This window comes from Acetobacter sp. KSO5 (assembly GCF_044094635.1).
In the GTDB taxonomy this organism is placed as follows: Bacteria; Pseudomonadota; Alphaproteobacteria; order Acetobacterales; family Acetobacteraceae; genus Acetobacter; species Acetobacter cerevisiae.
The window spans coordinates 90,234-102,116 of sequence record NZ_CP172014.1 but is presented as its reverse complement, the minus strand read 5'-3'; the positions used below and the strand labels follow the sequence as shown (position 1 = coordinate 102,116).

General features: G+C 60.5%; 9 protein-coding genes. All 9 read left to right on the top strand.

Annotation, left to right across the window (positions count from 1 at the left end; all coding sequences use genetic code 11):
* Window positions 1-12: 12 nt before the first annotated feature.
* Window positions 13-1,059 carry a COX15/CtaA family protein gene (locus ACHQGU_RS00450; protein WP_395496346.1) on the top strand — a complete coding sequence of 349 codons (1,047 nt, stop codon included), beginning with the start codon at window positions 13-15 and terminating at the stop codon, window positions 1,057-1,059.
* A gap of 275 nt (window positions 1,060-1,334) precedes the next feature.
* Window positions 1,335-2,924 (top strand): 2-isopropylmalate synthase, encoded by a 1,590-nt coding sequence (locus tag ACHQGU_RS00445; RefSeq protein ID WP_395495523.1) that lies wholly within the window; start codon window positions 1,335-1,337, stop codon window positions 2,922-2,924.
* A 198-nt stretch (window positions 2,925-3,122) separates the two neighbouring features.
* The gene (locus tag ACHQGU_RS00440) at window positions 3,123-4,169 is read left to right on the top strand and encodes a rod shape-determining protein (protein ID WP_043549245.1); all 1,047 of its coding nucleotides are present in this window, start codon (window positions 3,123-3,125) and stop codon (window positions 4,167-4,169) included.
* A gap of 142 nt (window positions 4,170-4,311) precedes the next feature.
* Window positions 4,312-5,217: a rod shape-determining protein MreC gene (mreC, locus tag ACHQGU_RS00435; RefSeq protein WP_395495522.1), complete on the top strand. Its 906-nt coding sequence runs from the start codon at window positions 4,312-4,314 to the stop codon at window positions 5,215-5,217.
* 12 nt (window positions 5,218-5,229) lie between these two features.
* Window positions 5,230-5,796 carry a rod shape-determining protein MreD gene (locus tag ACHQGU_RS00430; RefSeq protein ID WP_395495521.1) on the top strand — a complete coding sequence of 189 codons (567 nt, stop codon included), beginning with the start codon at window positions 5,230-5,232 and terminating at the stop codon, window positions 5,794-5,796.
* Between the two features lie 19 nt (window positions 5,797-5,815).
* On the top strand, window positions 5,816-7,765 hold the full coding sequence (gene mrdA / locus ACHQGU_RS00425; RefSeq protein ID WP_395495520.1) for a penicillin-binding protein 2: 1,950 nt from the start codon (window positions 5,816-5,818) through the stop codon (window positions 7,763-7,765).
* A 2-nt stretch (window positions 7,766-7,767) separates the two neighbouring features.
* Window positions 7,768-8,925: a rod shape-determining protein RodA gene (gene rodA, locus ACHQGU_RS00420; RefSeq protein ID WP_062141643.1), complete on the top strand. Its 1,158-nt coding sequence runs from the start codon at window positions 7,768-7,770 to the stop codon at window positions 8,923-8,925.
* Between the two features lie 154 nt (window positions 8,926-9,079).
* Complete coding sequence (locus ACHQGU_RS00415; RefSeq protein WP_062250449.1) at window positions 9,080-10,477, top strand: sugar porter family MFS transporter; 1,398 nt, start codon at window positions 9,080-9,082, stop codon at window positions 10,475-10,477.
* 226 nt (window positions 10,478-10,703) lie between these two features.
* Window positions 10,704-11,879 carry an efflux RND transporter periplasmic adaptor subunit gene (locus ACHQGU_RS00410; RefSeq protein WP_062250448.1) on the top strand — a complete coding sequence of 392 codons (1,176 nt, stop codon included), beginning with the start codon at window positions 10,704-10,706 and terminating at the stop codon, window positions 11,877-11,879.
* Window positions 11,880-11,883: the final 4 nt, after the last annotated feature.

The window sequence follows — 11,883 nt, the reverse complement described above, 5'->3', positions numbered from 1 at the left end:
CGCTATGCCGATATGGCCCCCAACCACCGCCGCCTGATTTCCAACTGGCTGTTCCTGCTCTGCTTCATGCTGCTGGGCATGATTGCCATTGGCGGGGTGACGCGCCTGACAGGCTCCGGCCTGTCCATTATGGACTGGCAGCCTGTCAGCGGGTTTATCCCTCCTCTGTCTCATGCAGAGTGGGAACGGCTGTTCGCGCTGTATCAAACCATCCCGCAATATCACCTTCAGCATGAAGGGTTCGGGCTGGCAGGTTTCCAGAGAATTTTCTGGGCTGAGTGGATTCACCGCTTCTGGGGCCGCCTGATGGGCCTCGTGCTGCTGCTGCCGCTCATCTGGTTCACCATCCGGGGCATGATTACCCGTGCACTGGCGCTGCGCCTGTTTGTGTTTTTTGTTCTGGGCGCCATGCAAGGGGCCATTGGCTGGTTCATGGTCGCGTCCGGCTTCCGGCCGGACAGCACGGCGGTGGAACCGGTGCGGCTGGTGCTGCATCTGAGCGCCGCCCTCGCCCTGTATCTCGCCATTCTGTGGACGGCCCTTTCCATCCGCTGGCCCACCCCGCAGGTAGTCACACCCTCCGCCGAGGGTACCCGCACCAAGCGGCTGGTCTGGCTGGCGCTCTGCCTGATCTGCATCACCATTGTGGCAGGCGGCTTTACCGCGGGCACGCATGCGGGCTTTGTTTACAATACTTTCCCGCTGATGGACGGACACCTGATCCCGACGGAATACGCCCGCCTTTCCCCGTTCTGGATGAATCTGGTGGACAACAAGGCCGCCATTCAGTTTGACCACCGCCTGCTGGCTACCCTGACGGCCCTGAGCATTGGCGCGGTTCTGCTGCTCGGCCTGCGCAGCGCCACTCTTGGCAGCAAGGCGCATAACGCCATCATGCTGCTTGGCTGGGCAGTGCTGATCCAGTATGCACTGGGGGTGACCACCCTGCTGCTGGTTGTGCCGGTCTGGGCCGGGGCAGTGCATCAGACCTTTGCTGCCATTCTGCTGGGCGTCATGCTCTACACCCTGCATTGCCTGCGCGGTCAGCGCGCAAACTAGAGTTGCTTTTACAAAATCCGTCTGTATGGTGCCCGCCATGAATTCCGTCTGGTTCACGTCCGAGTCTCTGCTGTGCCGCAACGCGGCGCAGGCGGGCGGCGTGGCCACACGTCTGGATCTTCTTCTTCGACTAATCTGCCCCTGAGCGATCTGGGCGGCCTTGTGCTGTCGCGCTTAGGGGGAAGACGAATGAGCCTTTGTATCCATAGCGGATACCGGCGTGCCTAACCTGCATGCCAGAAACCAGACAAGACCGATTTCAAGGACAGTTTCCGATGTCAGCCAGCTCCACCATTATCAATCATCCCTCCTTTGGCCGCCTGCCTGCCGACCGTGTCATCATTTTTGACACCACGCTGCGTGATGGCGAGCAGTCCCCCGGCTTCTCCATGAATCTGGCGGAAAAACTGCGCATGGCAGAAGCCCTTGCGGCACTGGGTGTGGATGTGATTGAGGCTGGCTTCCCCGTCGCCTCCAAAGGGGATTTCGAGTCCGTCAACCAGATTGCGCAGCACACCAAAGGTGCCGTCATCTGCGCACTGGCTCGCTCGGGTGGGGCGAAAGACATTGTTGCCGCGGGTGAGGCTCTGGCCCCGGCGGAACGCAAGCGGATTCACAACTTTATCTCCACCTCCCCGCTGCACATGAAATACAAGCTGCGGATGGAGCCGGAGACGGTGCTGGACCTGATCACCACCGGTAACACCGCTGCCCGTAATCTGACAGACGATGTGGAATGGTCCGCAGAAGATGGCTCCCGCACGGAGCCGGACTTCCTGTGCCGCTGTGTGGAAGCCGCCATCAAGGCCGGTGCCACCACCATCAACATTCCTGACACCGTGGGCTACGCTACGCCGGAAGACATGGAACGCATTTTCTCCATGCTGGTCGAGCGCGTGCCGGGAGCGGATCAGGTCATTTTCTCCGCTCATAACCATAATGACCTCGGGCTGGGCGTTGCCAACACGCTGGCTTCCGTGCGCGGCGGGGCACGGCAGATTGAATGCACCATCAACGGGATCGGCGAACGGGCAGGTAACGCTGCGCTGGAAGAAATCGTCATGGCCATCCGCACGCGGCATGACCAGTATCCCTTCACCACCGGCATCCATTCGGAAAGCCTGCTGAAGGTCTCCCGCATGCTGGCCACCATCACCAGCTTTGACGTGCAGCCCAACAAGGCCATTGTGGGCCGCAATGCCTTTGCGCATGAAAGCGGCATCCATCAGGACGGCGTGCTGAAAAACGCCGCAACCTATGAGATCATGACGCCGGAAAGCGTGGGCTGGTCCCGCTCTTCCCTGATCATGGGCAAGCATTCCGGCCGCGCGGCCTTCCGCGACAAGCTGAAAGCGCTGGGTTATGGCGATCTGGATGACGCCAAGCTGAATGACGCCTTTGCCCGCTTCAAGGATCTGGCCGACAAGAAAAAGGCCGTTTACGACGAAGATATCGTGGCACTGGTGGACGACGAAGTGCGCGATAACGAGCATATCCGCTTTGGCGCACTCAGCCTGACCTCCTGCTCCGGCAAGCCCTCCAACGTCACGCTGTCCCTGCAGGTAGATGGCAAGACGATTGAAGCCGAAGCCACTGGCAACGGCCCGGTGGATGCCGCCTTCAACGCCCTGCGCATCGCCTTCCCGCATGAAGCCCGTCTGGCGCTGTTCTCCGTCGGTGCAGTGACGGAAGGGACGGACGCACAGGCCCGCACCACCGTGCGTCTGGAAGAAGACGGCAAGCTGGTGGATGGTCAGGGTGCGGATGCCGATACGGTGGTGTCTGCCGTGCGCGCTTATGTGCATGCACTGAACAAACTGCTGGTCAAACGAGACCGTGCAGAACCCGAAGAACTCACCGCTTAAAAACTGCTAACCAGCCCGGTTCTGTTATACCAGACCGGGTTGGTATAATTTTAGGCAGTTTATTGCCTCAGGGTCTTGTCTGGGTGGTTGCGGCCCGGTAATCCCTGCCCCCATATAGAAGCTGATTATCTTAGAGTGTGGTTGTTTGCGCGCCTGCGTTCAGGCGCGTGCAGTACCCTCTCAAGCCAGGAGTGCTGGATGTTCTCTCGTTTGCTCGGTCTCATGTCCGCCGACATGGCTATCGACCTGGGTACCGCCAATACCCTCGTCTATGTCAAAGGACGCGGCATTGTGCTCAATGAGCCGTCCGTGGTGGCCATTGCCGAGGTGCGAGGCAAGAAGCAACTGCTGGCCGTGGGGGATGAGGCCAAACTGATGGTTGGCCGGACTCCGGGCAACATCACCGCTATCCGCCCGATGCGGGATGGCGTGATTGCCGATTTTGATGTCGCGGAAGAAATGATCAAACATTTCATCCGTAAGGTCCATAATCGCCGCGCCTTTACCAGCCCGCAGATTATTGTGTGCGTGCCCTCCGGCTCTACCGCCGTTGAGCGCCGCGCCATTCAGGAAAGTGCGGAGAGTGCGGGTGCGCGCCGCGTCTTTTTGATTGAAGAACCTATGGCCGCTGCCATTGGTGCCGGTCTGCCGGTTACGGAACCGTCCGGCAGCATGATTGTTGATATTGGTGGCGGCACGACGGAAGTGGCCGTTATTTCGCTGGGCGGCATTGTCTATGCCCGCTCCGTGCGTGTGGGCGGGGACAAGATGGATGAAGCCATCATCTCCTACATCCGCCGCACCCATAACCTGCTGATTGGCGAAAGCTCCGCCGAGCGCATCAAGATCAATCTCGGTTCCGCCATGATGCCGGATGACCCGGAAGACCCCGGCCCCTGGCTGGATGTGAAAGGCCGTGACCTTATTAACGGCGTCCCGCGTGAGGTTCAGGTCTCTCAGGCCCAGATTGCCGAGAGCCTGCTTGAGCCCGTCAGCCAGATTGTGGATGCCGTCACCACCGCGCTGGAAAACACCCCGCCCGAACTGGCGGCGGATATTGTGGACAAAGGCATTGTGCTGACCGGCGGCGGTGCGCTGCTGCATCGCCTGAGCGAAGTGCTGCGTCTGGCCACAGGCCTGCCCGTCACCGTTGGGGAAGATCCGCTGTCCTGCGTGGCACTGGGCACGGGGCGTGCGCTGGAAGAAATGAAGCGCCTGCGCAACGTCCTGACAACCATGTATTGATTGTCATGTTTTTCTTCTAAAACGCGGGACAAAACGTCAGCCCGGCTGATGGAAAGGATGCATGCCACTCCATGTGGAGAACACGCAGACACGCCCTGAACGCACACACAGGGGCTGACCGCCTGAAAGCTGTGGAGGCCGTATGATTCCCGTCTCCATCCAGATGCGTCAGGCACTGGGCAAGCTGGTGCTGCCCCTGCTGGTCCTGTTGTCCATTGGCATCATCATTGCCGGTCAGGCAGACCGCAAACTGGCTGATAAAGCCCGCATGACTGTAGCAGATGGTCTGGCTCCTTTGTGGGGGCTGATGACCTCCGCGCAGCACCGCGTGCAGGCCATCAACACCAATCTGCGCGAAGCCGGACGCATGGCGTCCGAAAATGCACGGCTTCAGACAGAAAATGAAAATCTGCGCCGCTGGTATGATGTCGCCGTCTCCCTGACGAGGGAAAACGATGCGCTGAAAACCGCCCTCCACTGGATTCCTGAACCCACACCCGCCTTTGTCACGGGCCGTGTGGTGGCGGATAGCGGGGGCATTTACGCCCGCGCCGTCCTGCTTGTGGCCGGCACGGATAGCGGCGTGCATGTGGGCAATGTGGCGCTGGCCGCCAATGGTCTGGCTGGCCGCGTGACGGAAACCGGTTCCCGCTCCGCCCGCATCCTGCTGATTACCGATATTGCCAGCCGCCTGCCCGTCATGCTGGACGCCAGCCATGCTACCGCCATCATGGGCGGGGACAATACGCCCCTCCCCCGGCTGATGTATTACGCGCAGGATACCCGGCCCATTGAAGGTGAACGAGTCGTGACGAGTGATCAGGCAGGCGCTTTTCCCGCAGGGCTCCCCATTGGCACGGTGCATTATCTGCATCCCGGCCAGCCGGTGGTGGTGCCGTTTGCCCAGCTTGACCATCTGAGCCTGCTGCGGGTGTTTGATTTTGGTCAGGCCTTGATCGACCCGCCTGATGCCCCCGGCCATGTGCCTCTGGCCCACCCACGTAAAACGCTGACCCTGCCCCTCAAAACCCTGCTTGGTCAGGGCTGAGGGCAGACGCGGATGATGCCAGATCCTTCCATGAGCGCGTGGGAGCCGGAAATCCGGCCCCGCCAGACTGTGTGGCAACGCCTCGACCACGGGGCGCGCCGCCTGCTGCCCTCCATCTTTATCGCGCTTATCATTGTCTTTTTCTCAGCACCCCTGAACATTCCGGGCGCTGCGGAACTGCTGCCTGCCATTGTTATCGCCACGGTCTTTTTCTGGTCGTTCTGGCGGCCCACCGGCATGTCCGGGGTGGCAGTGTTTCTGCTTGGTCTGTTCATGGATCTGGTGGGCTTCACGCCGCTCGGGGTCAGCGCGTTTATCCTGCTACTGGTGCATGGCGTGGCGTTTTATTCCCGCTTTGGCCTGATGCGCCTGAACTTTCTGCTGGTCTGGAGCGTGTTTGCGCTCGTGGCCGCAGGGGCATGCCTGTTGCAGTGGGGGCTGGCCTGCCTGTTCCGGCTTGCTGTGCTGGACATCGCCCCGGCTTTGTTCGAGGCTCTTCTGACAATCGGTGTCTATCCTCCGCTTTCGGCCCTGTTCTCATGGGTTCTGAATAAGCTGGATGAAAAGGAAGACCCCTGATGCTGTCCGGAGGCATGTCATGCGGCTGAGGCGTCGCAGGCGGGAGAGCTGCCGCCTGATGCCCATCAAGAACCAGAAGGACCCCGGCCGCGGTGTTTTTACGCGCCGGGCTTTGCTGTTCATGGCCGTGCAGACAGGCGCGCTGGGGGAACTGGCGCACAAGCTCTATCAACTTCAGATCAAGGACGGGGACCGCTACGCCCGCATGGCGGCCAGCAACCGCGTGAGCAAACGCTATCTGGCCCCGCCGCGTGGCCGGATTGTGGACCGCTACGGCGTGGCACTGGCCAACAACAAGGAAAACTGGCGCGCCCTGCTGATGCCGGAAGAAACCACCGATGTCAGCGGCACCATCGAGCGGTTTTCCACCATCATTCCGCTGGATGACCGTGACCGCGCGCGGATTGCGCGCGAAATGCGCCACCAGCGCCGATTTATCCCCGTCATGCTGCGGGACTTCCTCTCCTGGGAGGAAATGGCGCGGATTGAACTCAACGCGCCCTCCCTCCCCGGTGTGCTGATTGATGTCGGCACCCGGCGTGTTTACCCGGAAGGGGAGTTACTGGCGCATCTGATCGGCTATGTCGCACCGCCGAATGAGCGGGACGTGGCCCGCTCTGCCCTGCTGGCCCTGCCCGGCATGCGCGTGGGCCGTGCGGGTGTGGAGCAGAGTCAGGACGAAAAACTGCGTGGCACCGCTGGCTCCGTGGAAATGGAAGTCAATTCCGTGGGCCGCGTTATGTCCGAACTCAACCGGGTGGAAGGCGTGCCCGGTGCGGAAATTGGCCTGACCATTGACCGCGGCCTGCAACAAAAGGTGCTGAGCCGCATTGGCGAGCAGACAGCCTCCGCCGTGGTCATGGACTGCCGCAACGGGGAAGTGCTGGCCATGGTCAGCACCCCCTCGTTTGATCCCTCGCTGTTTGATAGTGGCGTCAGCCACGCCCAGTGGATTGAGTGGACCAATAACGAACGCACACCGCTGATCAACAAGGCGGTGGCGGGCGTGTATCCCCCCGGCTCGACCTTCAAACCCGCCGTCGCCATGGCCGGACTACAGTCCGGTCTGTTCTCCCCGACGGACCGAGTCTTTTGCCCCGGTCATCTGGATGTGGGCGGCACACGCTTCCACTGCTGGTCCCGCTGGGGGCACGGGTCTGTGGACCTGCATCAGGCGCTCAAATATTCCTGCGACGTCTATTTTTATGAAATGGCCCGCCGGGTTGGCATGGACCGCATCGCCGAAACGGCTCACCAGTTCGGACTGGGCACGGCACTGGATATTGAACTCCCGCACACCCGTACCGGGCTGATCCCCACCCCCACATGGCGGCAGGCACACCACCACCACTGGAACGGGGGCGATACCATCGTCAGCGGCATCGGTCAGGGGTTTGTGCAGGTCACGCCGCTGCAACTGGCCACCTATACGTCCCGCCTTGCCACAGGCCGGGCCGTGCAGCCGCATCTGGTGCGCGCCATGAATGGGGATCTGGGGCCGGAAGCCACACCCGAACACTGGCCCGAACTCGGCATGCCCGACAAATATCTGGCAGCCCTGCGCTCGGGCATGTTTGCCGTGGTGAACGAACAGCACGGCACAGCCCCCAAGGCGCGTCTGGGGCTGCCCGGCATCACAATGGCGGGCAAGACCGGCTCTGCTCAGGTGCGCCGTGTGTCGCGCGCGCTGCGTGAGAGCGGGCACTTCAACTCCGCCAATCTGCCGTGGGAATATCGCCCACATGCGCTGTTCATCTGCTTCGCGCCCTATGACGCACCGCGCTATGCGGTCTCGGTCGTCATTGAACACGGCAATACCGGCGCTGATGCTGCGGCCCCGCTGGCGCGCGATATCATGACCGACACCCTGCTGCGGGACCCGGTGAACCACCTCACCCCGCCGCCGGAAAGTGTGGCAACTGCAGAGACACCGGAGGCGGATACGCCCCCAGCGGACACGCCTGAATAATCATGAAATTCCACAAACGCCTTCTGCGCGCCGAGCCAAGCTTCCGCCTGCTCTCCAAACTCTGGAGCATCAGCTGGCTGTATGTGCTGCTCATCTGCACGCTGGCAGGCGTTGGCTATGTCACGTTGTATTCCGCAGGCGGTGGCACACCCTATCCGTTTGCTGCACCACAGGCTGCCCGCTTTGCTGTAGGACTGGTGCTGATGATTACGGTGGCCATGCTGCCACCCAAGATGCTGGTCCGTATTGCCGGGCCACTTTATGTGCTCTCCATCATCCTGCTGGTGGCCGTGCTGCACATGGGGCACGTGGGGAAAGGCGCAGAACGCTGGCTGATGATTGGCGGGCTACAGGTTCAGCCCTCCGAATACGCCAAAGTTGCTCTCGTGCTGGCGCTGGCCTCATGGTTCCATCGCATCAGCTACGCCCGGATGGGTAATCCCCTCTGGCTGATCCCCCCGGCCTTCCTTGTGCTGCTTCCGGTTGTGCTGGTGCTCAAGGAGCCCAATCTGGGGACCGCAGTGATTATTGGCGGGATCGGCGCCTCCATGTTCTTTGCCGCGGGCATGCGGCTGTGGCTGATTACCCTGCTCCTGCTACCTGTGCCGTATCTGGCCAAATTTGCTTATGCCCACCTGCATGACTATCAGCGCGCCCGCATTACCACCTTCCTCAACCCGGAAAGTGACCCGCTGGGGGCTGGCTACAACATCATTCAGTCCAAGATCGCACTCGGATCTGGCGGCATGTGGGGGCAGGGCTATCTGCACGGCTCCCAGGGGCAGCTGAACTTTCTGCCGGAAAAACAGACCGACTTCATCTTCACCATGATTGCAGAAGAATGGGGTTATGTGGGGGCCGTCACGGTCATCGGCCTCCTGCTGCTTCTGATTCTGGGCGGTATGCTGATGGCTATCCGGAGCCGTAATCGCTTCGGGCGGCTGGTGGCTCTGGGCATCAGCATGAACTTTTTTCTGTATTGTCTGGTCAATCTGTCCATGGTGATGGGCGCCATTCCGGTGGGAGGCGTGCCGTTGCCTCTGGTGTCGTATGGCGGCTCGGCCATGCTGAACGTCATGCTCGGGTTCGGCCTGCTACTCTCAACATGGGTGCATCGGGATTCCCGCTTTGGAGAGAGCGAAAATCAGGATCAGGCCTGATTCCGTTTAACGAAAGATATATTTATCCGCCATTTTGTGGCATTACCGAGACCATCCTGACGCTGGTGACCCTATAAAGGATGATCCGGCCCGGTCACGACAAGCACAAATGCGCCAATAATAATAATTTTCTTCACGGAAACCCTTAACCCCCATGCAAAACCAGCCTTCAGTCGAGACAGAGAGCGAATCCACCTCTCAACTCCGCACCATTATTATTGGTATTCTTGCTGCAACCGGCGGCCTTATGTCTGGTCTGGACATTGGCGTTATTTCCGGCGCACTGGATTTTGTTGCAGATGCTTTCCATGCCTCCACCTTTGCGCAGGAATGGATTGTCAGCGGCATGATGGCAGGAGCTGCCATCGGGGCCATTCTGGCCGGCTGGCTGGCCCGGCTGGGCGGGCGGAAATGGGCACTCGTCATCGGCGGGGTCATTTTCATCATCGGGTCTGTCGCCTGTGCGCTGTCCTGGTCTGTCGCCAGCATGATCGTCGGGCGCGCCCTCATGGGGCTGGCCATCGGGATCGCCGCGTTTACCTCCCCGCTCTACCTGTCCGAAATTGCGAGTGAGAACACACGCGGGGCCATGATTTCCACCTATCAGCTGATGATTACGGTGGGCATTTTCCTCGCCTTCATCAGCGATACGCTGTTCAGCTACCACGGCCAGTGGCGGTGGATGTTTGGCGTAATCGCCATCCCCGGTGTGCTGTTCGTCATTGGGGTGCTGTTCCTGCCCTACAGCCCACGCTGGCTGATGATGAAGGGCCGCCGGCAGGAAGCGCTGGCTGTGCTGACCGACCTCCGCCCCACCGCGCATGAAGCCCGTGCCGAAATCCGCGCCATTGATGAACAACTCAAGCAGCGGCAGGGTGGCATAGGACTGCTCTGGCAGAACGCCAACTTCCGGCGCTCCATCCTGCTGGGCATGCTGCTTCAGGCCATGCAGCAGTTCGCGGGCATCAATGTGGTGATGTATTACGCCCCCAAAATTTTCGCACTGGCGGGATTTGTCGGCACTGCGCAGATGTGGTGCACGGCCATTATCGGTTTTGTGAACGTGCTAGCCACGGTAGCGGCCATCGGGCTGGTGGATCGCTGGGGCCGCAAACCCATCCTTTACGCTGGTTTTACGACCATGACCGTCGCCATGGGCGCACTCGCCCTGCTTAATGCGAATGGGCTGGACAGTCAGACGGCCAAACTGCTGTGCGTCTTCCTCATCATGATTTTTATTGCCGCCCACGCCATGTCCGCTGGGCCGCTGATGTGGGTTCTGTGTTCAGAAATTCAGCCGATCAAGGGCCGGGATCTGGGCATTACCCTGTCCACCCTGACGAACTGGGTCTCCAACATGATTGTCGGCGTCTCTTTCCTCAGCCTGTTGAACGCACTGGGCGCACCCCTGACGTTTGGCCTGATTGCCGCTCTCAACGCCGTCTTCTTCGTGTTCACCCGTCTGCTTGTGCCCGAAACAAGAGGGGTCTCGCTTGAAGTGATCGAGCAAAACCTCATGGCCGGCAAAAAACTGCGCGATATTGGCCGCTGACGCTTTTCAGGTGGCTTGACTAGCCTGTTGACGCCTTTTAGCTTAGGCCTGAAACGGTAACGCTTAGTACTGTTTCAGGCCTCCATATTTTGTTTTTTGATACGCTTCATCTTTCTGCACGCCCTGAGTCCGGTCCTTGAGCAAGGCTCATCAGGCGCATCAGAACCGATGTTCGTGTCCCTTTTCGTTTTTTTGTTTTCCAAAGGCAGGATCCGCCAGAGTGACAATGCATTCCCTTCCGTTCCGCCCGGTCCTGCTCTCTGCTGTCGCTTTGCTGGCGCTGTCCGGCTGTAACCGCAAAGCCGCCACTCCCGCCATGCCACCGCAGCAGGTCGGGGTCATCACGCTCCACGCGCAGTCGGTCAATGTGCATACCGTTCTGCCGGGCCGCACGGATGCTTACGAAATTGCTCAGGTCCGCCCGCAGGTGACCGGCGTTATTCAGAAGCGCCTGTTTACTGAAGGCGCAGACGTGCAGGCCGGACAGCAGCTCTATCAGATTGACCCGTCCCGTTATCAGGCGGCCTATGACACCGCCCGTGGCCAGCTGGCTCAGGCCGAGGCAGCGGAAGTCACTGCCCGCGCCAAACTCCAGCGCTATAAGTCTCTGTTGCAGGCGCACGCCGTCAGTCATCAGGATTATGACGACGCCCTCGCCACCGAAAAAGAAGCACAGGGCCAGATTCTGACCGCCAAAGGGCAGGTTGAAAACGCCCAGGTTGATCTGGGCTATACGCGCATGAATTCGCCCATCACGGGCCGCATCAGCCGCAGCATTATCACCGTGGGTGCGCTCGTCACGGCGAACCAGACGGACAATACGGCCGTCGTCACGCGGCTGGACCCCATTTATGTGGACGTGAATCTGCCCGCCATCACCCTGCTGCGCCTCAAGCGCGAAATGGCGGAAGGCCGCATTACCCGTCAGGCCAATGGTGAGGTGCCCGTCACCCTCACGCTGGAAGACGGCAGCACCTATGAACATACGGGCCGTATGGCGCTTTCCGAAGTGAACGTGGATACGTCCACGGCCTCCGTCGTGGTGCGTGCTCTCATGCCCAACCCGGACAAGCTGCTGCTGCCGGGTATGTATGTGCATGCCCAGCTGGATGAAGGCGCAGACCCCAACGGGCTGCTCGTGCCGCAGCAGGCGGTCAGCCGCAATACGCATGGGGACCCACAGGTCTGGGTAGTCAAAGCGGATGATACGGTGGAACTGCGCCAGATCCAGATCGGTCAGGCCGTTGGCACGGACTGGCTGGTGACAGGCGGTCTGAAAGCCGGTGAGCGCATCGTCACCGTTGGTCTGCAAAAGATCAAACCCGGTGCAAAGGTCAAACCCACGGACGACGCAGCCGCGCAGGCAGCATCCGACGCCTCCAGCCAGAACAAAGGGCAGTAAACCG